Origin of the sequence: Allomuricauda sp. NFXS6 (genome assembly GCF_040148835.1) — a bacterium.
Lineage (GTDB): Bacteria > Bacteroidota > Bacteroidia > Flavobacteriales > Flavobacteriaceae > Flagellimonas.
The window spans coordinates 282,145-306,780 of sequence record NZ_JAGEMG010000003.1 but is presented as its reverse complement, the minus strand read 5'-3'; the positions used below and the strand labels follow the sequence as shown (position 1 = coordinate 306,780).

32 protein-coding genes are annotated in these 24,636 nt (G+C 49.8%); 16 read left to right on the top strand and 16 right to left on the bottom strand.

Going from position 1 to position 24,636, the window contains the following annotated elements:
- Positions 1 to 27: 27 nt before the first annotated feature.
- The 8 genes from J4E06_RS06905 to J4E06_RS06870 form a co-directional block, all read right to left on the bottom strand.
- Positions 28 to 462 (bottom strand): carboxymuconolactone decarboxylase family protein, encoded by a 435-nt coding sequence (locus J4E06_RS06905; RefSeq protein WP_349523298.1) that lies wholly within the window; start codon positions 460 to 462, stop codon positions 28 to 30.
- A gap of 86 nt (positions 463 to 548) precedes the next feature.
- Positions 549 to 1,124: a Crp/Fnr family transcriptional regulator gene (locus J4E06_RS06900; RefSeq protein WP_349523297.1), complete on the bottom strand. Its 576-nt coding sequence runs from the start codon at positions 1,122 to 1,124 to the stop codon at positions 549 to 551.
- A gap of 200 nt (positions 1,125 to 1,324) precedes the next feature.
- The gene (locus J4E06_RS06895) at positions 1,325 to 1,912 is read right to left on the bottom strand and encodes an alpha/beta fold hydrolase (protein WP_349523296.1); all 588 of its coding nucleotides are present in this window, start codon (positions 1,910 to 1,912) and stop codon (positions 1,325 to 1,327) included.
- 6 nt (positions 1,913 to 1,918) lie between these two features.
- Entirely contained in the window at positions 1,919 to 2,065 is a 147-nt protein-coding gene (locus J4E06_RS06890; RefSeq protein ID WP_349523295.1) for a hypothetical protein, read from the bottom strand.
- Positions 2,066 to 2,281, bottom strand: coding sequence for a hypothetical protein (locus tag J4E06_RS06885; RefSeq protein WP_349523294.1), 216 nt, complete (start codon positions 2,279 to 2,281; stop codon positions 2,066 to 2,068).
- 59 nt (positions 2,282 to 2,340) lie between these two features.
- Positions 2,341 to 3,228 carry an MBL fold metallo-hydrolase gene (locus J4E06_RS06880; protein WP_349523293.1) on the bottom strand — a complete coding sequence of 296 codons (888 nt, stop codon included), beginning with the start codon at positions 3,226 to 3,228 and terminating at the stop codon, positions 2,341 to 2,343.
- Positions 3,229 to 3,424: 196 nt separating this feature from the next.
- Positions 3,425 to 4,174 carry an FMN-binding protein gene (locus J4E06_RS06875; protein WP_349523292.1) on the bottom strand — a complete coding sequence of 250 codons (750 nt, stop codon included), beginning with the start codon at positions 4,172 to 4,174 and terminating at the stop codon, positions 3,425 to 3,427.
- 169 nt (positions 4,175 to 4,343) lie between these two features.
- Positions 4,344 to 4,913, bottom strand: coding sequence for a hypothetical protein (locus J4E06_RS06870; RefSeq protein WP_349523291.1), 570 nt, complete (start codon positions 4,911 to 4,913; stop codon positions 4,344 to 4,346).
- Between the two features lie 231 nt (positions 4,914 to 5,144).
- Here J4E06_RS06870 and J4E06_RS06865 point away from each other — a divergent pair, with 231 nt between their 5' ends.
- From J4E06_RS06865 to J4E06_RS06790, 16 genes are all read left to right on the top strand, one after another.
- On the top strand, positions 5,145 to 5,624 hold the full coding sequence (locus tag J4E06_RS06865) for a DinB family protein (RefSeq protein ID WP_349523290.1): 480 nt from the start codon (positions 5,145 to 5,147) through the stop codon (positions 5,622 to 5,624).
- A 173-nt stretch (positions 5,625 to 5,797) separates the two neighbouring features.
- Positions 5,798 to 6,673, top strand: a complete 876-nt coding sequence (locus J4E06_RS06860) for an alpha/beta fold hydrolase (RefSeq protein ID WP_349523289.1) — start codon at positions 5,798 to 5,800, stop codon at positions 6,671 to 6,673.
- 388 nt (positions 6,674 to 7,061) lie between these two features.
- Entirely contained in the window at positions 7,062 to 7,640 is a 579-nt protein-coding gene (locus J4E06_RS06855) for a carboxymuconolactone decarboxylase family protein (RefSeq protein ID WP_349523288.1), read from the top strand.
- A gap of 39 nt (positions 7,641 to 7,679) precedes the next feature.
- On the top strand, positions 7,680 to 8,255 hold the full coding sequence (locus J4E06_RS06850) for a Crp/Fnr family transcriptional regulator (RefSeq protein ID WP_349523287.1): 576 nt from the start codon (positions 7,680 to 7,682) through the stop codon (positions 8,253 to 8,255).
- A gap of 52 nt (positions 8,256 to 8,307) precedes the next feature.
- Positions 8,308 to 9,486, top strand: a complete 1,179-nt coding sequence (locus J4E06_RS06845) for a multidrug effflux MFS transporter (protein ID WP_349523286.1) — start codon at positions 8,308 to 8,310, stop codon at positions 9,484 to 9,486.
- 107 nt (positions 9,487 to 9,593) lie between these two features.
- The gene (locus J4E06_RS06840; RefSeq protein ID WP_349523285.1) at positions 9,594 to 10,259 is read left to right on the top strand and encodes a TetR/AcrR family transcriptional regulator; all 666 of its coding nucleotides are present in this window, start codon (positions 9,594 to 9,596) and stop codon (positions 10,257 to 10,259) included.
- A complete protein-coding gene (locus J4E06_RS06835; protein ID WP_349523284.1) occupies positions 10,256 to 11,107 on the top strand; it encodes an ABC transporter ATP-binding protein in 852 nt (283 codons plus the stop codon). The genes J4E06_RS06840 and J4E06_RS06835 overlap by 4 nt, the downstream gene beginning before the upstream one ends.
- The gene (locus tag J4E06_RS06830) at positions 11,104 to 11,805 is read left to right on the top strand and encodes a fluoroquinolone export ABC transporter permease subunit (protein WP_349523283.1); all 702 of its coding nucleotides are present in this window, start codon (positions 11,104 to 11,106) and stop codon (positions 11,803 to 11,805) included. The genes J4E06_RS06835 and J4E06_RS06830 overlap by 4 nt, the downstream gene beginning before the upstream one ends.
- Positions 11,806 to 11,816: 11 nt before the next feature.
- On the top strand, positions 11,817 to 12,527 hold the full coding sequence (locus J4E06_RS06825; RefSeq protein ID WP_349523282.1) for an Rv2686c family ABC transporter permease subunit: 711 nt from the start codon (positions 11,817 to 11,819) through the stop codon (positions 12,525 to 12,527).
- 116 nt (positions 12,528 to 12,643) lie between these two features.
- Positions 12,644 to 12,991, top strand: a complete 348-nt coding sequence (locus tag J4E06_RS06820; RefSeq protein WP_349523281.1) for a 5-carboxymethyl-2-hydroxymuconate Delta-isomerase — start codon at positions 12,644 to 12,646, stop codon at positions 12,989 to 12,991.
- Between the two features lie 6 nt (positions 12,992 to 12,997).
- On the top strand, positions 12,998 to 13,789 hold the full coding sequence (locus tag J4E06_RS06815) for a class I SAM-dependent methyltransferase (RefSeq protein WP_349523280.1): 792 nt from the start codon (positions 12,998 to 13,000) through the stop codon (positions 13,787 to 13,789).
- Positions 13,790 to 13,897: 108 nt separating this feature from the next.
- Positions 13,898 to 14,722 (top strand): sigma-70 family RNA polymerase sigma factor, encoded by an 825-nt coding sequence (locus J4E06_RS06810; protein ID WP_349523279.1) that lies wholly within the window; start codon positions 13,898 to 13,900, stop codon positions 14,720 to 14,722.
- Between the two features lie 63 nt (positions 14,723 to 14,785).
- On the top strand, positions 14,786 to 15,169 hold the full coding sequence (locus J4E06_RS06805) for a nuclear transport factor 2 family protein (protein ID WP_349523278.1): 384 nt from the start codon (positions 14,786 to 14,788) through the stop codon (positions 15,167 to 15,169).
- A 69-nt stretch (positions 15,170 to 15,238) separates the two neighbouring features.
- Complete coding sequence (locus J4E06_RS06800) at positions 15,239 to 15,412, top strand: hypothetical protein (RefSeq protein WP_349523277.1); 174 nt, start codon at positions 15,239 to 15,241, stop codon at positions 15,410 to 15,412.
- A complete protein-coding gene (locus tag J4E06_RS06795; RefSeq protein WP_349523276.1) occupies positions 15,406 to 16,575 on the top strand; it encodes an MFS transporter in 1,170 nt (389 codons plus the stop codon). The genes J4E06_RS06800 and J4E06_RS06795 overlap by 7 nt, the downstream gene beginning before the upstream one ends.
- A complete protein-coding gene (locus J4E06_RS06790) occupies positions 16,547 to 17,083 on the top strand; it encodes a sigma-70 family RNA polymerase sigma factor (RefSeq protein ID WP_349523275.1) in 537 nt (178 codons plus the stop codon). Before J4E06_RS06795 ends, J4E06_RS06790 begins: the two co-directional genes overlap by 29 nt.
- Before the next feature lie 32 nt (positions 17,084 to 17,115).
- Here the strand turns inward: J4E06_RS06790 and J4E06_RS06785 are convergent, their stop codons facing one another.
- The 8 genes from J4E06_RS06785 to J4E06_RS06750 form a co-directional block, all read right to left on the bottom strand.
- Complete coding sequence (locus tag J4E06_RS06785; RefSeq protein WP_349523274.1) at positions 17,116 to 17,829, bottom strand: leucine-rich repeat domain-containing protein; 714 nt, start codon at positions 17,827 to 17,829, stop codon at positions 17,116 to 17,118.
- A gap of 76 nt (positions 17,830 to 17,905) precedes the next feature.
- Positions 17,906 to 18,619, bottom strand: a complete 714-nt coding sequence (locus tag J4E06_RS06780) for a LytR/AlgR family response regulator transcription factor (protein ID WP_349523273.1) — start codon at positions 18,617 to 18,619, stop codon at positions 17,906 to 17,908.
- A complete protein-coding gene (locus J4E06_RS06775; RefSeq protein ID WP_349523272.1) occupies positions 18,616 to 19,647 on the bottom strand; it encodes a sensor histidine kinase in 1,032 nt (343 codons plus the stop codon). Before J4E06_RS06775 ends, J4E06_RS06780 begins: the two co-directional genes overlap by 4 nt.
- 95 nt (positions 19,648 to 19,742) lie before the next feature.
- The gene (locus J4E06_RS06770) at positions 19,743 to 22,004 is read right to left on the bottom strand and encodes a xanthine dehydrogenase family protein molybdopterin-binding subunit (protein ID WP_349523271.1); all 2,262 of its coding nucleotides are present in this window, start codon (positions 22,002 to 22,004) and stop codon (positions 19,743 to 19,745) included.
- A complete protein-coding gene (locus J4E06_RS06765; RefSeq protein ID WP_349523270.1) occupies positions 21,994 to 22,467 on the bottom strand; it encodes a (2Fe-2S)-binding protein in 474 nt (157 codons plus the stop codon). Before J4E06_RS06765 ends, J4E06_RS06770 begins: the two co-directional genes overlap by 11 nt.
- Positions 22,468 to 22,605: 138 nt before the next feature.
- Positions 22,606 to 23,082 (bottom strand): DUF488 domain-containing protein, encoded by a 477-nt coding sequence (locus J4E06_RS06760; protein ID WP_349523269.1) that lies wholly within the window; start codon positions 23,080 to 23,082, stop codon positions 22,606 to 22,608.
- Between the two features lie 11 nt (positions 23,083 to 23,093).
- Entirely contained in the window at positions 23,094 to 24,008 is a 915-nt protein-coding gene (locus tag J4E06_RS06755) for a PLP-dependent cysteine synthase family protein (protein ID WP_349523268.1), read from the bottom strand.
- On the bottom strand, positions 24,005 to 24,487 hold the full coding sequence (locus J4E06_RS06750) for a MarR family winged helix-turn-helix transcriptional regulator (protein WP_349523267.1): 483 nt from the start codon (positions 24,485 to 24,487) through the stop codon (positions 24,005 to 24,007). The genes J4E06_RS06755 and J4E06_RS06750 overlap by 4 nt, the downstream gene beginning before the upstream one ends.
- Between the last annotated feature and the right edge of the window lie 149 nt (positions 24,488 to 24,636).

The window sequence follows — 24,636 nt, the reverse complement described above, 5'->3', positions numbered from 1 at the left end:
CATCCAGACCCCTTTTCCCTGACCCGGTCAAAATGGTTTTTTGGTCGCTATGGCAATACGGTTCCATGCATTGATGGTCACAATGGCCATGATGATCTGGGAGATCTCGTTTTCCGTGAACACTTGGTTCGCATGTGCATAGGTCACCGAATCGAGTCCCCCCTCATGGATCAGGGTCACCTCCTCTGTCATTCGGAGTGCCGCTCTTTCCTTCTCGGTGAACATTTCGGTTTCCGCCCAGGCATCCAATAAAAAGATACGTTTGGGGTCTTCGCCATCGGCCAGTGCCTCCTGGGTATGCATATTAATACAGAAAGCACAGCCATTGATTTGGGAGGCCCTAATTTTAAGGAGGTGCACAAGTCGCTTTTCCAAGGTACTTTGTGACAGGTATTTTTCCAAGCCGAACATGGCCTCATAGGCCTTTGGCTCCGTTTTGTCGATTTGAATTCTTTGTTCCATTGTTCTATGTTTTATGGGTCAAAATTAAGGATGGAACAAGACAATACACTTCAACTGGTTTAAGAAACAGGCCAAGCCAAGAAGTATCAGTGGTGGAGCTCACGCCCCCGGAGCTCACTTAAATATTCCGGGGAAAGCCCCAGGAAGGACGCCAACAGATATTGGGGCACACGTTGCACGAAATCAGGCAATTTTTGGGCAAAGTCATGGTACAGTTCCTCTTTGGAGAGCCCATAGATGTGCTTCATCCGCACTAGGGAAGCCCCATAGGCCCTTTCATGAATTGACCTAAAATACCGTTCCAACTCGGGAAACCGCTCCAACAGATCCTTCTCCCCAGCCAGATCGATTCCCAACACTTTGCTCCGTTCGACGGCCTGCAGGTTAAACTCGGTGCGAGAGGAAGAACGAAAAGCCATAAAATCGGTAAGCCACCAATGCTCCAGGGCAAACTGTACGGTCTGGTTCTGGCCCTTGTTATTGATGAAATACATGTTCAGGCAACCCTCCACAACAAAATAGAGATGGGTACAAAGCTCCCCTTGTCTAAAAAGGTGTTCTTTTTTTCCCAAAGGCAACGCCGAGAGATAAGGTGCCAACAGATTGGGGTCCACTTGGAAATCTATAGTTCGCTCAATATGTTTTGCCAGGGTTTCGACCATCTTTATTCGGTATCGGGGCATATTTGACCATGCTCCAAAGTAACGTACCCCTTAAAATACGACCATCCCATCAATTTATGGTAAACAGCTCCAAAAGTTAAAGGATGACCAGAAAATAAAGGATTAAAAAAGCCCCCCGATACCTAACTCTACCCACTTGAATAACTAACAATGTACCAGGGGGCCGGACTATTTCGTTGTCATTTGGAGCTTTCCTTCATTAAAAAGTCTTGGACACTTGCCACAAATCTATCGCTCTCGGTTACGAAAGATAGGTGATAGCTGTTCTCAAAAAGCACAAAATCCTTCGGCCTCTTATAATCCCCGAACACTTCCTTGACCGGACCGGGCGGCACATTGGCGTCGTGAGCCGCTGCCATAAAGAGGATGGGGTTGGCCAGATCACCAATGGAATCTGTCACCTTGATGCCCTGCAGTTCCTCATCCATGGCCCGGGCAATGGCTAGCGCATTGGTTTGCCATCCCTCCCCCAGTCCCTCGATTCCCATACCGTCAAGGACATGGGACATGAAAAGCCCTTTGGATATTCCACCAAACGCTTGACTTGCCCATTTGCTCAATAGCATCTGCTCCCCAAAGGAATCGATGGGCAACACGATTTGCGTTCGGAGTTCACGGATGGCATCCGCGTTATTATCCCTTTTTGCCCATGCCAATGTCATGTCATAACTTTCCCGGGCATTTTTATTGGAATCAAAAGGAGGGGCCACTGCCACGAACCTATCGATTTTTTCTCTCCCAAGAATAAGATATAAGGTTCCGAGCATGCCCCCTCATGAATGTCCCATCAAATGGACCTTCTCCCGTCCAAAGCGTTCCAGCAAATAGTCGACCACGCGGTCCACATCATCCATATGGTTTCCCACCGTCTGGGTGGACAATGGCACTTGCCCGGAATTCCCGGTTCCCCTCTGGTGCATCTATACCATGGTAAAATCCTCCTCCAGTTTCTCTCCGATGTATACTTGAAAAGGATAGAGCCCCAGCATCACGTCCCCTGGGCCGCCATGTAAAAAAAGTACCACTGGATTGTTCCGGTCCTTCCCTTTGATATTCAAAAAAAGTTGGGTGCTGTTGCACTCCACAAAGAGCGTTTCGTCAATTGCACCGGTACCATTCCCCTTATCCTGTACCATGGAGCCCAATACGCAAAATATCAAGATCAGGCCTACTGTATTCCTAGCGTACAACAAGATCAAAACGATAGGGATTCCCCGTCACTGGGCACCATTATGCTTTCCTCGAGTCCCTTTTCCCTAACATAGCCACGAAGTACTTCCCGTGTAAGTATGCAATGGTTGATCGCTTCCAAATGGACAGCAACAACCTTTGTCATAGGTCTATGGACAGCTAATTGCACAAGCTCCTCTTTGGTAAGGGTCATGGTCCTGCCCGGTGCCAGCACTTCGTTCGGCTCACTGAACTGGCATTCCCCGGTATTAGCAATCACCAGATCGGGTTTCACTGCATCCAATGAACTTTTCAATTTGCCATCCAAGATCGCATCTCCCGTTAGCAATACTTTTTTTCCAAAGGCTTCGATTCCATAGGAAGAGGATTCCCCGAACGGGGGTTGTCCAGTTGCCCCTTGATGATGACTGGCCCCATAACGCGAAATTTGTATACCGGCCCACTGATGTTGCTTGTCGATCGCGACAAGATTGGTAAAACCTTTTTCTACCAATCGTTCCTTATCGCTGGGCTGACAAAAGATCAACATGTCCTTAGGCACAAACTCCTCGGCGGCACTGTCAAAATGATCGGGGTGATAATGGGTCACCAGTATCGCATCCACACCGGAAAGTACCTGTTCCACAGCAAAGGGAAGATCGACCAAGGGATTGTTCAGGCCATTGGAAAAAGGAATGGGATCCTGTGATCCTTTCCCTCCCAGGATAGGATCTATCAACAAGCTGCTCTCCCCGATATCCAAATGTACGGTCGCACTGCGGACCAGTTGCACTTCAATGGTATCATCGGAAGTGGAATCCACAGATCGTTTCGCACCGCAGCCCAGGGATAGCATCAAAAAGGACAGTGAGGAAAATTTCAAAAATTGGTTATAGGTCAAGGTATTCTTCATTTTGTTCTAGACTAATTTAAATTGAATGGACAGTGTAAAACCGCCGAGGGGTACAAGGATCCCAAACGGCGGTTCGTTGTTTTACAAACTAACTAAGGACAAACTTATGACCCATTTTGTTCATAAAAATTAAGACCTCTTAAGAAATGGGCCAGTCTGTGAATTTTCATTGCCCCACTTCCAATGGAAAGGATCTTTACATCGAACGCAGATAGGGCAGGTACATTCGTATACCCGTATGGAGCATCGTGGATATTCCGGAACTTGTAATGGTCGCACCGGCCATGGCATCGATGAGCCCGTCCTCCTTATTGGTGTTCATGGGGTCTCCATTCCCCTTTTTTACCGTAATACCCTGATAGGTGCCCTCCCCGTCCAGAAAATGTTCCCCGATAAAATCGTCCCTAAAGAAAGGTTCGGTCATGTTGGCCCCGAGGCCCGCGGTCTCCTTTTCATGGTCAAAGACCACCCCGCCCAAACGATCCAAACTTTGGCTTAGGCTCACATGGCCCCAGATATTGCCCCACAGCCCCTTGCCCTGTACGGGAAAAATATAGAAGGTCTCCCCATCGCGCTCCCCGACAAAAAAAGGGAGTCTGGGTTCGTATCCCGGATTGGCCCTTGCGATGCGCATTTCCTTCATCAGGTCCACCCCGAAGGCCTCTTGGGTACGCATTACGGAATCACCTTTGATCATATACTGCCGATCACCAATAAAACGTTCATACAGTTCGTCCACCTCTTCCCTGCCCACGGGCAGGTTCCCGTCCGAGCCAGACTTCACCTCCATGACAAAAAGGATGTTCTGCTTTTTCTCGATCTCTTTGTTTCGCTCTATCATAGGCTTCAAGACGACCGATAAAGTGGAGAGTCCAATACCTACCACGATGACCATGGCCACTGAAAACAAAACGGTATACCGATTACTGTCCTTATCAATTTTCATATAAGTTGTTAATTGGGTTCGCTGATTATTTATTGGGCCAGGATACTAGAACCATAAAGCCCGGCACAAAATTATAATGCGCCAGTTTTTTAAATCTTAATCCAGCCTAAGAAATGGCCCGGACTTGATTAATTTTCGGCATGGATGCTATGGACTGTCATAACGTAGGTCAAGGTTGCATTTTTAGATCAAAGATGATCTCACTGGTCTTGCCCGCTTTTTTCATTGCATGGATTTTTAGAGCCCCTTTCTTGCCATCTGTATTTTCAAAGAGCACAAGAAAAGGAAGACCATCCAAGGGCAATGCACCCTGATCTGCTGTAATATCAAGTGCCCTTAGCAGGGAATCGTCTATCATCCGGTCAAAGTCGGATATGGTAAAGCCCTCTTGGCCCTCGGCCTCCAAGTGCATAAAGATCGTGGGGCGGGCACCTGGCACTTGATCCAGTCCCCAATAAGATACCCCGTCCGGGGATTCAAAGAACCGGACACCCGGAAGTCCCACAAAAACGATATCCACCCCGGGGCCCGTTTCCCCATCCAATTCATATGCACGGACCACGGTGCCCTTGGCCGTGGAGAAACAAGCCCCCAGGGAATCCTGAAGGGCAACGCCTCCCAACCGGATGTCCCTATACGTGAGCAAACCGCCCCCCTGCCCTATGGGTTCCCGGGAACAAGAAGGCAAAAGTAGAGGGGCCAGCACTATCAAAAAGAACAGTCCCAAAAACCTGTACATCAGTATTTTATTTTGTTAATCCATAATCCCCCCTGAAAGTTTTCCAACCAAGGGCAGAACGGGACGAACCTAGCCATCTTTTTACCAAAAAAAATTAAGACATCTTAAAAAAGTCACCGATAGCGCCAAGGTATCGCTACATTCGTTCCATCTTTTTGATATGAATGATTACAGATCGAGGGAACTTTATACTTTTGGTGGGATACTAAATCCCATATAATCAAAACCAGAATGAAACACCTATTTACCTATAATTGGATGATTCGTGACGAATGGTTCGATCTCTTGGCGGACATCCCGAAAAAGGAACTGACCTTATCCAGGACCGGTGGGCCCGGCACTATCCTCGAGACCCTGTTCCATATCGTCAAGGTGGAGCACAATTGGATACGCGACCTCAAGGAGCGGCCCATTTCATCAACCACCTATGCGGACATGGACGATAAACTGGAAAAGATCAGGGAGCTATCGGACCGTTTTCATGAAGAGGTGCGAGAATTCGTAATGGAATGGGACGGGTCGAGTGAAGGACGGATGCTCCATTTGACCGGAGGAAATGGCAATGAGATACGCTGTACCTATGGCGAGGCGCTACGACATATCATTGTTCACGAGGTGCACCATATCGGACAACTCTCCATTTGGGCACGGGAGATCGGTATTCCCCCGGTTTCGAGCAATTTGATCCATAGGAGGATCATGTTGGCATAAAGGGGCTTACCGACCAACCAAGGAATTCAATTCGCGATCATTTCTTTCCCCTGGTGGATTTCTTAATCCCGCTTAACTTTTGGGAACCGGTCATTTTATAGTTTTAGCCCTTCATGATCGGAAGGGCCCAATAGCGATTCTTCCCCAATTGATCCAACTGTAAAAAAGACACCATGTCAACAAACAAAACCCAAGAACCAGTGGAGATTCCCAAGGGTATCCCGGAACCCGATTGGCTGAACAAGGAACTCTACCCCTTTAAAAGTAAGTACACCCGATTGTCCAAGGGCGATATGCACTATATCGACGAGGGCCATGGGCAAACGCTCCTTTTTGTCCACGGTACACCAACCTGGTCCTTCCTGTACCGGAAGTTGATATCCGAACTCTCCAAGGACCATCGATGCATTGCCATCGATCACCTGGGCTTTGGTCTATCCGAAAAACCCTTGGACTTTGACGGAAAGCCCAGATCACATGCCCAAAACCTATTGGAATTCATTGAATCCATGGCCTTGGAGGGTTTTACCATGGTCGTCCATGACTATGGAGGTCCTATCGGTCTTTCCGCCGCCATGGAAATCCCCGAAAGGATCAAGGGAGTGGTCCTGTTCAACAGTTGGCTTTGGAAAACGGCGGACAATCCTGAGGTCAAGAAGATAGACCGTATGCTCAGAAACCCCTTGGGAAAGTTTCTCTACCTCCGACTCAATTTCTCGGCAAAGGTGTTGTTAAAACAGGGCTTTTCCAATCAGGAACTGCTCTCCAAACCGATCCATGCCCACTACAAAAGGCCCTTCCATGACAGAAATTCCCGCTTGGCCCCTTGGCGCATCGGAAAGGAACTCCTGGGGTCCTCCCAATGGTACGGGGAACAATGGGGGAAACTGCCGGTGCTCACCAATAAACCCTGGCTGATCTTATGGGGAAAAAGGACCGATTCGTCTCGATGGCCTACCTGGAGAAATGGAAAAAGAGATTGTCCCGGGCCAAAACCGTTGTCCTGGACTGCGGTCATTTTGTACAAGAGGAAAGGCCCAAGGAAGTAGTGGACGAAATACGTGCATTCCTTAAAAAGATGGATTTCTAAAAGGAGCAAGAACCCATTAGATATCGGCCCATCCCAAAAACCAGTTTCAAAACCATACAGGCCCTATGAACACTCCAAATCTTACAAAAATCAGCACCGGTATGCCAAATAAATGTCACGATCCACCCGCTTAATCCATCTTAAGGATAGGATAGCGGTCTGTTGTTGGCGCCATCCCGGTATCAAAATCACGGATATGTTCGTTTTTTCGACGAACGCCGTTTATGGGAACTGTACTCCTTTCGGTACCAAAAATGAGGGTTTCGTCTAAACGACATTGACCGGAAAGAACAGTTAACCGAACTTGCCCGCTACGGGCAATCGTATCAAAAAATTAAGAATATAGCATGGACAAAAAAGATAGGGAAAAAACCCATACAAAGGGTATACCGCCTTTGGAGCTTCCTCTGGACAAAGAAGTACAAGAACTTATGGATTGGATATTCCCCAAGGAAATCCCGAGTCCCAACCTATACAGGATCCTAGCCAAGAACCCATCCCTGTTCCGTGACCTGATCGAATCCAGGTTCATCGGACCGACAGGGGTTTTTGACAAAAAAAGACTGGATCCCAGGACCAGGGAACTATTGATACTACGCACCTGTAGGGCCAATAACAACCGTTATGAATACGCCCTTCACAGGATGACCATTTCCCAGAAAATGGGATTGTTGCCAGAACAGATTACGGATATCTGGAACCACTCCCCAGATCCAGGACTTTGGAACGATCGCGACCTATCGCTCTTTGAACTGGTGGATAGACTGACAGCTAGAGAAGACACCCCTGCCTCCCTTCATGGACGTTTAAGTGGCCACTTTTCGGAAAGCGAGCTCATAGACATCGTACTGTTGATCGGGTTCTATACCTCGGTCTCCATGCTGGTCGCATTTAGTAGACCAACATTCGACCATTACAATGGATAGCATGGGAAGTGTATGGATGAAACGAATCAAATAACATAAGTGAAGCGATTACTAGCGGATATCACCAATACGGTCTCCCTTTCCGAACAGCAGCTCGGTAAGGTGACCAGGGCCTTTAAGACCGTGCAGCTGGCGAAGAAGGACCACCTTCCCTTTTTCGGGAAAAAGGCGGATGCCCTGCACTTTATTGAAAGTGGACTGGTCCGGGTATACTTCCTGGACCAAGGTGCCCGTGAGATCACCGTACAGATCGGAATGGAAAAAATGTGGCTGAACAACCTGCATAGTTATATAACACAGACCCCGAACAAACATTATGTGGAGATCCTCAGGCCCACTGTGCTCCACCAGATCCGGAAGGAGGACCTGGACGAGCTGGTCCAAAAGATTCCTGCCCTTGAAACGTTTATGCGCATCAAGATCCAGCAGGCATATGCCCGTTTGATGGAAAGGACCCTGGAACAGACCAACTTGACGGTCGAGGAACGTTACCTGGCGTTCCAACGAAAATATGCTCGCATAGAGGCCATGGTACCCCAGTATATCATTGCCTCATACCTCAACGTAAGCCCGGAACATCTGAGCGCGGTCAAGAACCGCATGCTGAACCGTTGATTTCTTAATCCCTATTAATGCAAATGGCCGGGGGCAGCTTGATATTTGCCCCATGCAAACCAAAGACATTTCCTTTCTCGAGTTCATAGCCCTAGTGGCCATGCTGATGGCCATGGTGGCACTGACCATCAATATGATGTTGCCGGCCTTTGACCAAATCGCCAATGACCTCCAGGTGGACGAGCGCTATGTCCACCTGAGCATTTCCCTGCTCTATTTGGGACTGGGGCTGAGCCAATTCCTTTTCGGGCCTATTTCGGATCGTTTTGGAAGAAAACCGTCCATTTACCTGGGCCTGTTCATTTTTGGTGCGGGCTGCACCATTTCCCTTATTTCTTCGCATATCGTCGTCCTGATCACTGGACAATTGGTACAGGGCATCGGCCTAGGGGCTCCGCGAACCTTGAGCATTGCCATTGTCCGCGACCGGTTCAAGGGGGCACGTATGGCCAGGACGATGTCCTTTGTGATGATCATTTATCTGATCACCCCGGTACTGTCGCCCATCTTGGGAAAACAAATAGTGGACGGCCCGGGCTGGCGCGTACTGTTCGTTCTGTTCCTATCGACCGGCCTTGTTCTGCTGCTCTGGATACGCTTGAGGATGCCGGAGACCTTGTCGCCCTCAAAAAGGGGCAACCTGCATTTCAAACAGCTATGGTCAGTGGCCAAACAGCTCTTGGGCAACGGGAACTCCATGGGTTTCGTGGCCATTCTTGGCATCCATTCAGGTGTGTTCATCGCCTATCTGAACCTCTCCCAGTCCCTATACGAGAACCACTATGCCCTAGGCGCCGATTATCCCTATTACTTCGCCTCCATGTCCACCGCCATTGGGATAGCCTCCTTTATCAATGGGAAAATTGTGGAAAGGGTCGGTATGCGTTCCATCGTGACCACCACGCTTATCGTGGAGTCGTTACTGACCATGGCCTATCTTATGACCATCTGGGCAGGCCATACGGAATTTTACGGATTCTTGCTCTTTATGTTCCTGCAACTGATGGGCTACGGTTTTATTATCGGTAATATCACGGCCCTGGCCATGGAGCCCCTCGAAAAAAATGCAGGTCTTGGCTCGGCCATTATAGGGGCGGTCTCCACGATACTGGCCACCCCCATATCGCTGCTTATCGGTTTCCTGGGACAGGGAGGTCCGACTGCCCTGGCCATTGGTTTTATGCTGGCTGCCCTGCTTGGACTGGTCATTATCAGCATCGGAAAGAGTTGATAACACCCTCGAAAATGATGGTTTCAACCAAAAAAATTGAAATAAATCCAAAATATGACTGGGTGGTCACTTTATTTTTGTACATTGCCCAAAACTAATCGGACCACATGCCCAAACCAACCTTTGACAAACTCCCCGAAGCGAAACGAAAGCGCATCATCGATGGATTCCTTAGGGAATTTGGCCGCAACGACTTCGATGTGGCATCCATCAGTCTGGTGATCAAAGATCTCGGGATATCCAAGGGGAGCATCTATCAATACTTTGAGGACAAAATGGATCTTTTCCTATTCCTTCTACAAGAATGCACACGACACAAACTAAAGTATATCGAACCCATAAAGCGAACAGATTTTCCCGACTTTTGGGAGTTTTTCAGGGCCCTGTTCCGTGCAGGGATCGCCTTTGACCGGAATTGTCCTTTGCACAGCCACTTCCTACACAATTTTGCCCAGCACGCCAATGCCCCCACACTTCGGGAATGGTACAGCCGATTGGAGCAACAGACTTTGGAAGCCTTTGTCGCCATGGTCGACCATGAAGTGGGCCAAGGGCTTTTCAGAACGGACATCGACCGTTTTACCCTTGGATACATCTTACAACAGATGGGCATTGGGATCCAAAAACAGCTACAGGTCATGGGAACGATCGACCCAGAACAAAGCATGGCCAACGGACTACCGGTCTACCAAGGCCAGGAGAAAGCACTCCAGGACATGGTGGAAACCTATATCAAGGCCTATCGCCCCACTTTTGAAAACATCGAACAATGATACAAGTAAAAGATTTGCGCTATCGCTACAAAAAAGAGGGGCCCGAGGTGCTCCAAGGACTTGATTTTTCCATTGCCAAAGGGGAAATCTTTGGCTTCCTGGGCCCTTCCGGTGCCGGTAAGAGCACGGCCCAAAAGATCCTCTACAAGATACTGGACGGCTATAGCGGTACGATTACGATCGACAACAAGGACCTTAGATATTGGGGCAGGGAGTACCACGAAATGATCGGTGTGGGCTTTGAACTGCCGAACCATTACCTCAAATTGACCGGTAAGGAGAACCTGGAATTCTTTGGCTCGTTCTACAAGGGCCGGTCCAAGTACCCTGCCAAGGAACTTTTTGAAAAGGTCGATCTGGGCCATGCCATGAACGATCCTGTGGAAACCTATTCGAAGGGCATGAAAATGAGGCTGAACTTTATCCGGGCCGTACAGCACGACCCTGAGATCCTTTTTTTTGACGAACCTACCTCCGGCCTGGACCCCATCAATGCCCGTACGATCAAAGAACTCATCAAGGAATTGCAGTCCGAGGGAAAGACCGTGTTCATCACCACCCACCATATGGAAACTGCCGATCAGCTCTGTGACCAGGTAGCCTTTATTGCCAAGGGTCGACTGATGGCCACCGACCCCCCATCCAAGTTCAAGGAGGCCCATGGCCGACCCATGGTCAAGGCAAGGTCCTTGGATGGCAACACCCGGGAATTTCCTTTGGAAGCTATTGGCCGAAACAGGGATTTCCTGGATTTTATACAGGATAATCCCATTGCCTCCCTAAAGACCCAGGAAGCAACCCTGGAAGAGGTCTTCATTTCCATAACCGGTGAAACCTTACGACCATGAACATCTTTACCTTTGCTCGACAATTGAAATGGCAGTTCCTGATCCTGGCCAAGAACCATATCGTAGCGATGAGCTTTATGGTGACCTTATTATATATCGGCCTGCTTTTCGGTCTTGGAAAAACCGCTTATCTGGACCAGGTGCTCATGGCCATCATTTTGAACGACCCGACCGTGATCGGGTATTTCTTCATTGGACTTTCCCTATTTACCGAACGCAGGCAAAATGTGCTCGAGGCCCTGGCGGTCAGCCCGGTAAAACTGGAAACGGTGCTAGTGGCCAAGACCGTTGCGATCACTACGATCGGGGTACTCTGTTCCCTGGCCCTGGCCATTCCCCTAAAGGGCCTGTCGTTCGACCTTGTGGACTTTACTATCGGCTCCATCGGTCTTTGCGCCCTTTCGGCACTTTTGGCCCTCTATGTCCAGACCTTTACCGATGAGTTCCTGAAGTTTGCCATGGTCTCCATTCCCGTATTTCTGGTCTTTACCAGTGTTCCCCTGCTCCAGTATCTCGGGGCCATCGACCTGGGCGGCCTGAAATACCTCTTGCCCGTACAGGGTGCGGTCTCCCTGATCGACCATGCCTTGAGCGGAACGGCCATAAACCCTTGGTACGCCTACGGCTCCATAACTGTTTTGGTTCCCCTATGTTACCTAATGGCCCGATCGAGGTTTGCCCAATTGACGAATCCTTAAAAAAGCACCTCATGAAACGTATCTTACAATTGGCCCTTTTGGATTTCAGGATCATCTTTCGCACCCCATTGCTAAAATCCTTTTTATTGCTCCCGCTCTTGCTTTTCGCCATGGTGCTGTGGTTCCTGCCCTCCCTCTTGGACAACTACCCCCATCTAAAATCCTACCTCAACGTTTTTATGATCGTAGCGGTGGTGGAAAACACCCAGATGTTCTCCTTTATCAACAGTATGGTCCTCCTGGAGGAAAAGGAGTCGGGCATTTCCAAGGCCTATGGAACACTGCCCCTTCGCAATAGGGACTTTATCCTGTCCCGGTTTTTGATACCTTATCTCATTACGACGGGACTGAACATAGCCCTGTTGCAGTTGCAGTCCCTTTTCCCCATCGACCTCCAGGATACCATCGCGATCTCGGTCCTTTGCGGATTGATAGTTCCCATATACGCCATGTCCGTTGCTTCCTTGGCCAAGGACCGGATGCAGGGCATGATCTATGTCAAGGTCTTCAACATCCTGGTACTTGTTCCCCTTATTGCCTATTTCATCCCGCCCGTGTACCAAGCCCTGTTCACCTTATTTCCGACACATTGGATATTTGCCGCGGTGGACGCTGCCGTACAGGGAACCCCGATCAAGACGATGGTAAGCACGGGGCTCATTTTCCTGGGTGGATTGGGTTTTGTGGTGGCCCTGGTCTTCAAAAGACGTTATGTGGCCTAACTGCATTGAACTTAAGATGGCTTAAGTATTATGTCCCGGGATATCCCGATTTTTGAGGAGAAAATCGATTTGGATATCGTTTCATTCCGAAATACATAAAGACCAAATACAATAACATGCCACATTTTATCATTGAATGCAACCAGGAAATCACCGAAAAAATCAAACCGGAGGAACTGTTACAAACAGTCTACCATGCAGCGGATGCAACAGGGCTCTTTGAAAAGTCCGATATCAAGGTCAGGATCAAGGCCTATGAACAGTATCTCAACGGGGGGATCAAAAAAGATTTCATCCATGTCTTCGGCAACATCCTATATGGACGAACGGACGAGCAGAAGACCATGCTCTCCAGAAAGATCGTGGAACAGCTCAACCACCTGAGTCCGAATACCGATATCGTATCCATGAACATCAGGGACTTTGACAAGGCCTCCTATTGCAACAAAAATATGATCGCTTAACGCACCATGGAAAAATACGATCGTATCGGAAGAGGGTACGACTCGACTCGATCGGCGGACGACCATATCCTGGGGCGCATGGCCGAACTTATGGGGCCGGTGAAAAAGGGCCGTTATCTGGACGTGGGCTGCGGCACGGGAAACTACACCGCTGGATTACATGCCATGGGCTATCCCATTGCGGGGCTTGACCCATCCATGGAAATGATCGCCACGGCAAAGAAAAAGTTTCCAAAGATCGATTGGCACCTCGGCAGTGCTGAGAACCCCGGCATGCCCCGGGGAAGTATCCAAGGAATCTTTGCCACCCTGACCCTGCACCACTGGCCCGACCTCAAAGCGGCCTTTAGGGCCCTGGACACCATTTTGGTACCCGACGGTCGGATGGTCATTTTTAGCTCCGATCCCCAACAGATGGCCGGCTATTGGTTGAACCATTATTTTCCTGACATGATGCAAAGCTCCATAGATCAGATGCCCTCCTTGGAACAGATCAAAAGGAGCCTATGGAACACCTCACTGGAGCTAAGGATGATCCAGAGTTATAATATCCGTCCAGATCTTAAGGATCTTTTCCTATATTGTGGGAAACACCGTCCGGAACGCTATCTAGATCCCGTGATACGAAAGGGTATATCCTCCTTTGCCGATCTGGCGTATGCCAATGAAGTAGCCCTTGGATTGATCCACTTGGAAAGGGACATCGAATCGGGTCAAATCGACCGCATTATGCAAACCTATGCCAACGGTGATGGGGATTACAGGTTCTTTGTCCTGGAAAAGCCATCATCCTCATGAACACCGGGACAGAAAACAAGGGCCTGACGTCCCTAACCCAACAAATATCCTATCTTGGGACAAAGGGCCATACCTTTCCCAGAAAGTCCAATATACCATAGCAATTATATGGAGGAAACCAGACAAAAACTGATTCATTACGCCTATACCATTCTCGGTTCCCTGGAGGATGCCAAGGACATTGCCCAAGAAACGATCAAAAAGTTCCTTGCCATGGAACGGGACCATATCAAGGATCCTTCCAATTACCAAATCAAAATGGTGATCAACGAAGCCATCAATTTCAAGAACAGGAACAAGCGTTCCGTAAGGTACGGCACCTGGTTGCCAGAGCCCGTGGAAACGCCGGGGCAACATTCTTCCATCGAAAAGGAACAGATCATCAACTATGCCCTGTTGGTGCTTTTTGAAAAACTGAACGCACGGGAAAGGGCCGTCTTTGTCTTCAAGGAAGCATTTGGTTTTGACCATAGGTATATTGCCGAACTTTTGGAAATCAGTCCGGACAATTCGAGGCAACTGTTGGCCCGTGCAAAAAAGAAGGTCCAGATCCGGTCAGGCGTGCAAAGACCTGCCACCAAGATCCAATCTCTCGAACCCTATATGGCCGCGATAAAAGATCGGGACGTCGCAGCCCTCGAGGACCTATTGGCCCATGATGTGGAGCTCCAGGCCGATGGTGGTGATAGCATCCAAGTGGTCACGGCAAGGCAACGGGGAAGGGACAAGGTCATTCCCTTGGTGCTACATGTTTACAAGGCTTTCCAACAAGGGCAACAGATTACCTATGCCAATATCAACCATCAACCGGCCCTCTTGTACCACGATAAGGGAAGTTTGGTCAACTGCCAGGTTTTTACGATCCGGGAGGGAAAGATTGTCCAAATCTTCTCCGTCCTAAACCCGTCCAAATTGAAATATCTCTCCCGGTGATAGGACTTCCAACTGTCACAAAACCCCATATACAACTGTCGTAAACATACCTAAACAGCGGATATGGAAAAAAAGGTGATACAGGTGATACAGGTGATACAACGGTACATCAAAGCGATGGATACCGGGGACATTGAACTGCTCAAATCGGTTTTACATACCACATATGTCAATTGCCATGGGGACCTGTTGCGCCCCGATCAGCCCCAAAGGAAGGACAAGGCCTCTGATACGAATCCTATGCGCTGGCGGTGGGCCCATGGTGCGGTACGCAAATTCAGCCTGCTGCAACTGGACATCCTTGGCTCGGTGGCCCTGGGCAAAATCTGGTTGGAATCGGAACCGGTGACCATGCTGTTGATCGTCCTGGTCAAGGAAAAAGAACAATGGTTCGTCATCGGGCATTATCCAGACCCAAGACCGTCAGTCCCCTTACCTCCCCATTGAACCTTATTGCATCATTTTCGAACCCTTTCGTCTATAAGGTAAAACATGTACAATTAAAAAAATGTAACCATGAAAGATCAAAGATCAAAAACCACAGGGACCGCAAAGGCCTGTTGCGAAGGTTCCAATGCGCAAAATGCAACCCTCAACGATGTCTGTTGTACCCAACCGGAGGACGGCAGCCCATGCTGTGACCCACGGGCCAGTAAGGAGGACAATGTCGTAAAAACCGGTTGTTGCTAGCACCCAAGGGATACCATTCAGCAGATCATCCTGGGAAAGCCCCGTTCAAAGGAGCATTGGCTTCGAGCGGGGTACTGTCCCTATCGGGCCTTGGTGATGCCCTACTGTACCCCATATTGCCCGTTTTTGGGCCAAGTATGGGGTTCACGGATTTGGGCATCGGTCTATTGCTTTCCATCAACCGATGGGTCAGGATTCCCGGTAACACCTATATAGCACATGGCCTTAATTATACGGGGATAAAAAATATGGCCTTGATCGCTTCCGTACTGGCCGTCCTGACCACTTTTTCCTACGGCATGGAACTTGGTTTCCTCCAATTTCTCTTGGCCCGTATCCTTTGGGGCTTAAGCTATTCGGGACTGAAGACTGCATCCCTGGCCTATGTTCTACAGGTCAAAAAACACAAGGGACGTATCTTTGGCATCTCCCACGGCATAAAATCCACAGGGGGCATCATCGCGATGGGAACAGGTCCCTTTATAATGGAAAGCATGGGCATGGCCCATGGATTTTTCCTATTGGCGGGCCTGAGCACTCTCGGAACGCTACTTGCCCTTGGTCTGCCCAAACTGCCCCTAGAGTATCAAAGGGTGCATTTAAAAATGAGCTTCGTGCCAAGTCCCTTCAACCTTGTTGTTTTTGGCTGTTCCATGGCCATGGACGGTATCCTGGTCGTTAACTTGGCCCACTTGCTCGAGGCGGGGACGGATTCCCCACAACGCCTGGTCGGCGTTATGGGACTTTATTTACTGATCAGGCACACCTTGGTCGCTGCCCTGCCCATGATTGTCGGATGGCTTGGCCGGACACGTTCCATACCCCAACTGTTCAACAGCTGTCTTTTGGTGGGAATCCTGATGTGGGGAGCCTTGGCAGGCGGCCACACCAGACCATCCCTTATCGTCATTTTTGCCTGTCAGGCCATCATTTGGGCCTATACCCCTTATATGGCGCATCACGAACATAAAAAAAGCCCTTTGCCCACCATTGCACAAGTGGGTTCATGGTCAGATCTGGGCAGGGCCCTGGGTGCCCTTACCGGGCTTTGGCTTTGGCAGTTGCTGGGCAAGGAAGTATTGTGCGCAATTTTAATGTGCACCATGCTGCTATTATACCTAAATTATATCCATCATGAAAGAAGAAATCGAGCCCCACTATAGACCGCTCCATAATTTTGTAAAAAAACGGGTGAACAATGCTCAGGATGCCGAGGACCTCACCCAGGAAATTTTCCTGAAGTTCGCAAAGTCCTGGGACGATAAGGTGCACATTCACCTAAAGGCATGGTTGTATACCATAGCCAGGAACCGTATAACCGATTATTACCGGACTCGGAAAACAAGTTCCCGGGAACTTCATGATATGGCCATGGAGGATGAAGGGGACAGGGACAGGGCCATGGAGGAACTCAGTGGTTGCATCCGATATTTCGTCCGAGAACTACCCGTACACTATCGACAGGTCCTGCAACTATACGCTATGGAAGAACTTTCACAAAAAGAGATCGCCAAACGTTTGGACATGAACCATGCCACGGTGCGTTCCAAGGTCCAGCGGGGCAGAAAAAAATTGAAGGGGCTCATCATGGCATGTTGTGAGGTAGAACAGAGGGGACGCGGAAACATCTCCGCATATACAAAAAAGGGCTCCTGTCCAGGGGAATGTTAAATGAATCGGTGCCCAAAAAGGATTGTCGGTTTTCACTCCTCTTTCCAACCAGGCCCCCTGAAATCACCCTGTACGGAACGCTCCAGACCCTCCAGATCCCCATGCGGGATGTCAAGGTTGCCCCCGAGCAGCAATATCTCTAAATTGTCCAGTGCCGAAAGGGAACGGACATCATGAAGCCTGTTATCGGCCAGCCCAAGTTCCCGGAGCCCAACGAGCCTCTCCAGGCCTTCCACCGTATCCAGTCCCGTATGCCACAGGTACAGTCTTTGTAATTTCCTAAGGCCCATTATGGGTCCGTTGTCCCGGATCGGATTTTCCGAAGCGATCAAATCGACAAGGCCGGGCAGCTTGGACAGAAAACCCAGATCTGCTATCCGGTTCCCTGCTATGTTAAGGCCCAATAGCCCCGTATGTATTTCTGCGACCACCATTCTTTTCATCCGGTTATTGGCCAGGTCGAGCTGTCGCAATTGCGGCAGGCTCCCTAACTGAAACTCGCCGGTCAAGAGATTGTCCGAGAGGTCACAGGTTCTGAGCCTTTTATGGTTTGCCAGTGCCGAAGCATCGGCAATATCGTTTCCGCTCAGATCGATGTTGGTCAAATACCCACAGTCCCCGAGACCTTCCAAGGTCCGCAATCCATTGTTGCGGAGGTTCAACCAGGTCAGTTTATGCCCCTCCGTAAAACAGGGGATATCATCGATATGGTTGTCGGAAAGGTCCAAGGCCGGCAATTGTGGCATGGAGCCCAATATCCCTGATCTTATCGATTCCTTCCATTCTTTTCCATTTCCATTATGGCCATCGTCAGCTTCCCTTTTACCGGGAACCTCCCTGGTCGGCCATAATCTTTAAAAAATTTTGTTTGTACACCCGTCCCAAGGGCAAATCCTTCCCGTTGATGGTCACTGAGGCATTGGTATAGCTGTCGATGTATTGTAGCTGCACAACAAAGGACTTATGGATGCGGACAAAATGGGTCTCGGGAAGTTTTTTTTCCATATATCCGATCCGGGAATAGGCAATAAGATCGCCTTTGGAGGTCACCAATCGGATGTAGTCCTGCAAGCTCTCGATAAATACGATATCCTTAAGGTACACCTTGGTCATTGCCCTGTCCACCTTGAAGTACATATAGGCATCCCCATAAGAGGTCGGACGGAGTTCCTCTTGTTGCTCAACCGCCTGATTGTACTTGCCTATACTTTTTAAAAACCGCTCAAAAACGATGGGCTTGACCAAATAGTCGAGCACCCCCAGGTCAAAACCATCGGCGGCATATTGCCGATAGGCCGTGGTGAACACGATCTTGGGTCGGGGCACCAGTCCCTTGACCAGTTCCAATCCGTTCATCTGTGGCATCTGGATATCCACGAACAATAGGTCGACCTGGTTCTTTTGCATATAATTATAGCCATCGATCGCATTGGAAAACGACCCCACTAGCTCAAAACCGTCCAATTTCACAATATAGGAACGGATCAACTCCCTGGCCGGCGGCTCATCATCTATGATCACACAACGTACGTTCATCTATTCGTCTTTATCTTTAATATGGCCATGAACGAAACCTCCTCTTCCAGCAGTTGCAATTCATAGGCCTTTGGATATAATATGTCCAAACGTTTTTTTAGGTTTTCAAGCCCGAGTCCAGAGCTTTTATCCGCTCCTGTGGACCTGTCTTCCACCAAACTGTTCTCGATCTTGATCGTCAGCCAGTCATCATCACGGGTAAGATCCATACGAATCCAACGTTGGGCATCTTCGTCCCCCAAACTGTGCTTAAGGGCATTTTCCACCAAGGGAAGCAGCAACATGGGGCTGATCCGAACATCCCCCATGGTTTGGAACACGTTCATGGAAATATCGAGTTCCCCATCATAACGGACACGTTCCAATTCGATATAGTTCCGGATAAATTCCAGCTCCTTTTCCAGGGACACGGTTTCCGCACTTACCTCGTACAGATTATAGCTCAAGAACGCGGAGAGCCTATAGATTAGGTCCTTTGTCCTAGGGTCACCGTTTTCGGCCAGGGCATAGATATTGTTCAGGGTATTGAACATAAAATGGGGGTGTACCTGCGATTTGAGCAATTGAAGTTCGGTCTCCACCTTGTCCTGTTTTAGGGCCGCACTGATCTGTTGTTGCCGATAGAGCTCCCGCACAAAATGAAACATGGCATACAGTCCTACGATAAGATAGATATTGACCAGATCGATCAGCAGCTTGGGCCAATAGAGATAGGGCATTTCCTCAAGGGCATGGGGAAGGTAGGTCGGATATATGTAAAAATAATGGAACCCCCTGCGCGCCAAGGTGAACACCAGGGCACTGAGCAACAGGTACAGCCAGAATTCCTTTCGGCGTCCCGTCACAAAAAATCGGGGCACCAGCACCTTTACGGTAAAAAAACTGGCCACAAAACTAAGGGGCACCAGGACACAGGCCGTTTCAAAATAACGATCGAACTCATCGCCCACCGAGGCGAGTCCGAGCCATTCGTACAGAAAATAGATCAGCCAAAAATAAATATTGAACCGTACTTCCCTATTGCGCACAACACCAGTTTAAATCCACATTGAATTACAAGATACCAAAAGAAATAGGTTCCGGCGAACCGGAACCCATTAAAAAGAAAACCAACTTTCCTCAACTACTCCAAAAAATAACGGACAAAGGGCTGCGAATACATCCGTTTGCCCGTGGCCCTTTGAAGTGCTATGGCCACTGCCGCCCCGGCAGGTGGCAATGCCGGTTCCCCCAAGCCTGTCGGCGCGTGATCGTTCTCCACGAAATAGGTTGCTATCTCCGGTACCTCACGTGCCCGGATCAGCCGGTAGCGATCGAAATTGGCACTGGAAGGTTTGCCCTTTTCAAAGCCAAAGTCCCCGAACATGGCATGGCCAATACCATCGATGATGGAACCCTCGATCTGATTGAGGGCCCCAAATGTATTGACCACAATGCCACAGTCCACGGCCACCGTTATCTTTTTTACCCTTGGAAAACCATCTTCAAGGATCACTTCGGCCACCTGGGCCACATAGGTATTGTGGCAAAAATAGACCACTAGCCCCTTGTACACGCCCTGTTCTTTATGATGGTACCCCGATCTTTCGAGTACCAGATCCATGACCCCCAACATGCGCTCAGGGGTATATTCGATATGCGCATCATCCCGTCCCTTGAACTGCGCCAGCATCTCCCTGCGCAATGCTATGGGATCTTTATCCAAACGTTCGGCCAGCTCATCAAAGAAATTCTGGTCGGCAAAACATAAAAAATTGGAATGCGGTGCCCGCCATGCCCCGGTCGAGATATTGCTCTGGTAATTGCCCGTATCCACTTGGTAATTATCGACCACCCCCGCTGGAAAAAAATGGGGGATGGTATGGTGCATATTGCCATTGATGGCCGCTTCCCGGATATGGTACCCGGTGATCTCTCCATCTTTTATGGCTGCCCTGAAACGATAGTGGATAGCGGGCCTATAGGTTCCCATGGTCATATCGTCCTCCCGGGTACAGACCATTTTTACCGGGCGGCCCACAGCATCGGAGATTTCCGCGGCCTCCAACACATAGTTTCCAAAAAGCCGCCGGCCAAAACCACCGCCGGTCCGGGTCATTTCCAAATGTACCGCTTCACGCTCCCTGCCCAAAAGATCGGCCACCAGACCGGAAGCCCATTCCGGCGTCTGTATAGGTCCCACCAAATGCACCGATGTTTCCTTCACATCGGCATAAAAGTTCATGGGCTCCATACAGTTATGGGGCAAAAAGGGGGAACTGTACGTTCGCTCCACAATATCGTCCGCCTCCAAGAATGCCCTGTCGATGTCCCCGTCCGTTCGTTGGGCCTCCATCGGCCCATGGTCCAACAGCCCGGTCAATACCTTGTCATGAAAGGCATCGTCCTCATATTCGGATTCCTGGACCCAAGTGGCTTTCACCTTCTCCTTGGCCTGAAAGGCAGCCCAGGTCGATCTTGCGATTACGACGACCTTGTCACTGTTGCCTACCATGCCCAGGGACTCCAGCCTGCGACGGTCTTCCATGCCCTCCATCATTGCCTTGAGCTTGGCACCGATCCGTATCACATCGATTACCCCAGGCATCGCTTTGGCCTGAGAGGCATCAAAATCATTTAAGACCTGCCCAAAGGCCGGTGGTCGTAGGACAGCGGCATATACCATTCCATCCGTCCTATAATCCATACCGTACATAGGTTGACCGGTCACGATCTTATGGTTGTCCACATTGGGCACCGGTTGCCCGATGATCTTAAAATCCTTTGGGTCTTTTAACGCCAAGGCTTCCGGGGCATCTGCCGTTTCTTCGTCCATCGCTTTCATGCGCTCGGCCTCCAACAAGGCCGCTTCCCGGACCACTTCCCCATAGCCAAGGGTCTGTCCCTTCCTATTTGAAATGACCCCATCACTGGTACTGCAATCGGATGGATCGACCTCCCAGCGTCGGGCCGCTGCGGTCACCAACATCTGCCGGGCATAGGCCCCGGTCTCCCTAAGGGCCTGCCAGCTCAACCGTATGGATTGGCTCCCACCGGCAGCTTGGCGTGTATATTTTATGGTATCCAAGGGCGCCTGTACCACACGTACATGGGTCCAAGGGACATCAAGTTCCTCCGCAATGATCATCGGCATGGAGGTCTTGACCCCCTGCCCTATTTCCGGATTGGGTGAAAAAATGGTGACCCGGCCATTGTCGGCAATCTTGATGTACGCATTGAAATCATGGTAATTCAAGGAGTCCAGATCCACGGGCATTTTCACATCCGGGCCACAGGCCGTAAAAAAATTGACCCCTAGCAATATACCTCCCCCGGCAAGCGAGGTGGTCCTGATAAAATTTCTCCGTCCGGGCATTCTGGCCCCTGCTTTTGATCTATTGTCCATCCCCTGTTATTTTTTTGGAGGCCAGTTCCACGGCCCTGTTGATCCTACTATAGGCAGCACAACGACAAATGTTCCCGTGCATGGCGCCTTTGATCTCTTCCCGGGAAGGGCTGGGCGTTTCGGCCAAGAAGGCCGAGGCCGTCATGAGCTGTCCGGCCTGACAATACCCGCATTGGGGCACGTCGGTCTCCATCCATGCCTCCTGTACCGGATGGGAACCATCCTCGGACAGTCCCTCAATGGTCGTAATCTCCCCTTCGCCGACCTGGGCAACGGAAAACAGGCAACTGCGTATGGCCCTTCCTTCCAAATGGACGGTACAGGCACCGCACTGGCCTATCCCACAACCGAACTTGGTACCTACAAGGCCCAAGTGGTCGCGCAATACCCACAGCAAGGGCATGCTTCCATCAACAGAGACCTGCTGCTCGCTCCCGTTGATCTTTAAATTAAATGTTGACATATCATGTTACTTATTCCAACAAGAAAGTTCAAATTCCAATGGAAGACAACCGGATTTAGACGAACCTCCCCATAGGGGAAACCAAAGGGACTGAACGACCATGAACGCCGTTCGTCGAAAATTCCATTGTGGTCCCGATCACAGATGTTCGCAGGGATGTCCCGCTTCCCGGAAGGCATTGAGCACCAAACTTCGATGACAGGCATGTGGGGCATCCTCCACACAGAAGAAAGCCACTTTTTGATGCCCTGCACCGGACCACCTTCCAAGGACACTGTCCATATCAAATCCTTCGAGCACCTCTTGGGTATAAGCCCGAACATAGGGTTCACAAAGGGTGGAACGTTCCCGCTGCTTTACGCCATGGGCCTTGTCATGGTCAAGCTGGAGCTGTCGGATCTCCGCGGAGGGTGCCAGGGACTCCAAGTGTTCATAGGCAATATCCAAGGATTTTAGTTTTTCTTGCAACCTGTTGCTGTTCACAAAGGAATAGGTGGCCCCCCGAACCCCGCGCCGCATTCGAATATCACAAAAAAGATCGATGCCATAGGCCACCAATTTTTCAAAAAATTCCGCTTCCGTACTGTTATAGACCCCTAGGGTATAAAATTTCATCCTCGTCAAGTTTAGGTGTATAGATCTCCATTCAGATAGCGCAGTCCGGTATCAATGATTACCGTGACCACTTTTTTCCCAGGACCAAGGGCCCTGGCACGTTCGAGGGCGGCCCACACATTGGCGCCGGAGGTAGTGCCCCCCAACAGGCCTTCCTTGATGGCCAGTTCCCGGGCCGTCCGATAGGCATCTTCGTCCTTGACCGGTACGACCTGGTCGATCAGGTCCCGCCGCATAATGCTCGGCACAAAAGAGAGCCCGATTCCTTCCAGTTTATGGGTCCCACTGGTATCTCCCCCGGAAAGGTTACGGACATGATAAGGCTCGACCGCGACCGTGCGCATGCCCGGGATATGGGCCTTGAGAATCTCCGTGTTACCGGAGATACAGCCCCCTCCACCGGCCGCCATGACGAACTCGTCGATATCGGTACCGAGCTCGTCCATGATCTCTTGGGCCATACCGTAATAGCCCTTTTTATTGTCCATGTTGTTCACCTGATCGGGCCAGAACACGCCTGGTTCCGCTATGAGTTCATGGGCCCGCTTGATCATTCTGTCGATGACATCGGCCGTCAGGACCCCGTCCTTCGCATGGATCAGTTCAACTTCCGCCCCGAAGGCCCGCATGGTTCGTATCTTTTCCTCGGCAAAACCGTTGGAGGACACAAAGTGTGCCCGATATCCCTTCATGGCACAGATCATGGCCAAGGAACTTCCGGTGCTCCCCCCGGTATACTCCACCACCTTTCCTCCGGGAAGGAGATCTCCTCTTTTTTCTGCCCCTTCGATCATGCTCAGGGCCATCCTGTCCTTCATGGAGCCCGTGGGGTTGGCCCCCTCGAATTTGACATAGACATCCGCCATATCCCCTGTTACCAATCGTTCAAGTCGAACCAATGGGGTATTCCCTATCAATTGTTTCATGTATGTATATTTTTGATTGCACGATCACAAAAATTCTGTTCCTCCAACTGCTGTTCCAACAGCTCCAACGCCCCCATAAAATGGGGGTTGGTCTCCAATAGCTGCTGTACGGCGAGCTGGCCCGCATCCCAAACGGACTCAAACTGTGGCAAACGTTGTTCGGCCTTTGATGATAGGGATACCAGTTTTCTGCGGCTGTCCGAGGGATCGCTTCCCATTTGTACATAGCCCATATCCTCCATTTTACGTATCATCTTGGTCACTGCAGGTTTGGACAGGTTCAGGATATTGGCAAAATCCAACATCCCCACTTCCCCTTGTTCCTTTAAGATCAGGAAGACCAGGTGCCAACTGGGCTCGATATCGATATCCATTTCCTGGTAGAGCTTCCTAATGCTATAAAACAGATTGTCGCTCAAGCGCTTGACCCTCGCGGTCATGCCCAGGTATTCCAAGGTTTTCAAATAATCCGGTTCCATGCTCGTCGTTTTATGGTAACAAACATAAATAATTTTAGTTAACTAGTTAACTTTATTTCAAATTTTTAACGAATAACCCATTAGTAGAGCCCAACGAATTAAAAAAGGCCAGGATTGCACCTGGCCTTTACCAACTTCGGCCCCATTCC

What these genes read in the sequence shown, in the direction of transcription:
- J4E06_RS06855 (WP_349523288.1), top strand. Translation starts at nt 7,062, where the DNA reads ATGGACAAAAAAGATAGGGAAAAAACCCATACAAAGGGTATACCGCCT.
- J4E06_RS06765 (WP_349523270.1), bottom strand. Translation starts at nt 22,467, where the DNA reads ATGTCAACATTTAATTTAAAGATCAACGGGAGCGAGCAGCAGGTCTCT.
- J4E06_RS06875 (WP_349523292.1), bottom strand. Translation starts at nt 4,174, where the DNA reads ATGAAAATTGATAAGGACAGTAATCGGTATACCGTTTTGTTTTCAGTG.
- J4E06_RS06870 (WP_349523291.1), bottom strand. Translation starts at nt 4,913, where the DNA reads ATGTACAGGTTTTTGGGACTGTTCTTTTTGATAGTGCTGGCCCCTCTA.
- J4E06_RS06825 (WP_349523282.1), top strand. Translation starts at nt 11,817, where the DNA reads ATGAAACGTATCTTACAATTGGCCCTTTTGGATTTCAGGATCATCTTT.
- J4E06_RS06885 (WP_349523294.1), bottom strand. Translation starts at nt 2,281, where the DNA reads ATGGTACAGGATAAGGGGAATGGTACCGGTGCAATTGACGAAACGCTC.
- J4E06_RS06760 (WP_349523269.1), bottom strand. Translation starts at nt 23,082, where the DNA reads ATGAAATTTTATACCCTAGGGGTCTATAACAGTACGGAAGCGGAATTT.
- J4E06_RS06820 (WP_349523281.1), top strand. Translation starts at nt 12,644, where the DNA reads ATGCCACATTTTATCATTGAATGCAACCAGGAAATCACCGAAAAAATC.
- J4E06_RS06845 (WP_349523286.1), top strand. Translation starts at nt 8,308, where the DNA reads ATGCAAACCAAAGACATTTCCTTTCTCGAGTTCATAGCCCTAGTGGCC.
- J4E06_RS06890 (WP_349523295.1), bottom strand. Translation starts at nt 2,065, where the DNA reads ATGCACCAGAGGGGAACCGGGAATTCCGGGCAAGTGCCATTGTCCACC.
- J4E06_RS06835 (WP_349523284.1), top strand. Translation starts at nt 10,256, where the DNA reads ATGATACAAGTAAAAGATTTGCGCTATCGCTACAAAAAAGAGGGGCCC.
- J4E06_RS06755 (WP_349523268.1), bottom strand. Translation starts at nt 24,008, where the DNA reads ATGAAACAATTGATAGGGAATACCCCATTGGTTCGACTTGAACGATTG.
- J4E06_RS06840 (WP_349523285.1), top strand. Translation starts at nt 9,594, where the DNA reads ATGCCCAAACCAACCTTTGACAAACTCCCCGAAGCGAAACGAAAGCGC.
- J4E06_RS06860 (WP_349523289.1), top strand. Translation starts at nt 5,798, where the DNA reads ATGTCAACAAACAAAACCCAAGAACCAGTGGAGATTCCCAAGGGTATC.
- J4E06_RS06905 (WP_349523298.1), bottom strand. Translation starts at nt 462, where the DNA reads ATGGAACAAAGAATTCAAATCGACAAAACGGAGCCAAAGGCCTATGAG.
- J4E06_RS06805 (WP_349523278.1), top strand. Translation starts at nt 14,786, where the DNA reads ATGGAAAAAAAGGTGATACAGGTGATACAGGTGATACAACGGTACATC.
- J4E06_RS06895 (WP_349523296.1), bottom strand. Translation starts at nt 1,912, where the DNA reads ATGCTCGGAACCTTATATCTTATTCTTGGGAGAGAAAAAATCGATAGG.
- J4E06_RS06880 (WP_349523293.1), bottom strand. Translation starts at nt 3,228, where the DNA reads ATGAAGAATACCTTGACCTATAACCAATTTTTGAAATTTTCCTCACTG.
- J4E06_RS06865 (WP_349523290.1), top strand. Translation starts at nt 5,145, where the DNA reads ATGAAACACCTATTTACCTATAATTGGATGATTCGTGACGAATGGTTC.
- J4E06_RS06770 (WP_349523271.1), bottom strand. Translation starts at nt 22,004, where the DNA reads ATGGACAATAGATCAAAAGCAGGGGCCAGAATGCCCGGACGGAGAAAT.
- J4E06_RS06780 (WP_349523273.1), bottom strand. Translation starts at nt 18,619, where the DNA reads ATGAACGTACGTTGTGTGATCATAGATGATGAGCCGCCGGCCAGGGAG.
- J4E06_RS06900 (WP_349523297.1), bottom strand. Translation starts at nt 1,124, where the DNA reads ATGGTCGAAACCCTGGCAAAACATATTGAGCGAACTATAGATTTCCAA.
- J4E06_RS06750 (WP_349523267.1), bottom strand. Translation starts at nt 24,487, where the DNA reads ATGGAACCGGATTATTTGAAAACCTTGGAATACCTGGGCATGACCGCG.
- J4E06_RS06800 (WP_349523277.1), top strand. Translation starts at nt 15,239, where the DNA reads ATGAAAGATCAAAGATCAAAAACCACAGGGACCGCAAAGGCCTGTTGC.
- J4E06_RS06830 (WP_349523283.1), top strand. Translation starts at nt 11,104, where the DNA reads ATGAACATCTTTACCTTTGCTCGACAATTGAAATGGCAGTTCCTGATC.
- J4E06_RS06785 (WP_349523274.1), bottom strand. Translation starts at nt 17,829, where the DNA reads ATGCCACAATTGCCGGCCTTGGACCTTTCCGACAACCATATCGATGAT.
- J4E06_RS06810 (WP_349523279.1), top strand. Translation starts at nt 13,898, where the DNA reads ATGGAGGAAACCAGACAAAAACTGATTCATTACGCCTATACCATTCTC.
- J4E06_RS06815 (WP_349523280.1), top strand. Translation starts at nt 12,998, where the DNA reads ATGGAAAAATACGATCGTATCGGAAGAGGGTACGACTCGACTCGATCG.
- J4E06_RS06790 (WP_349523275.1), top strand. Translation starts at nt 16,547, where the DNA reads ATGAAAGAAGAAATCGAGCCCCACTATAGACCGCTCCATAATTTTGTA.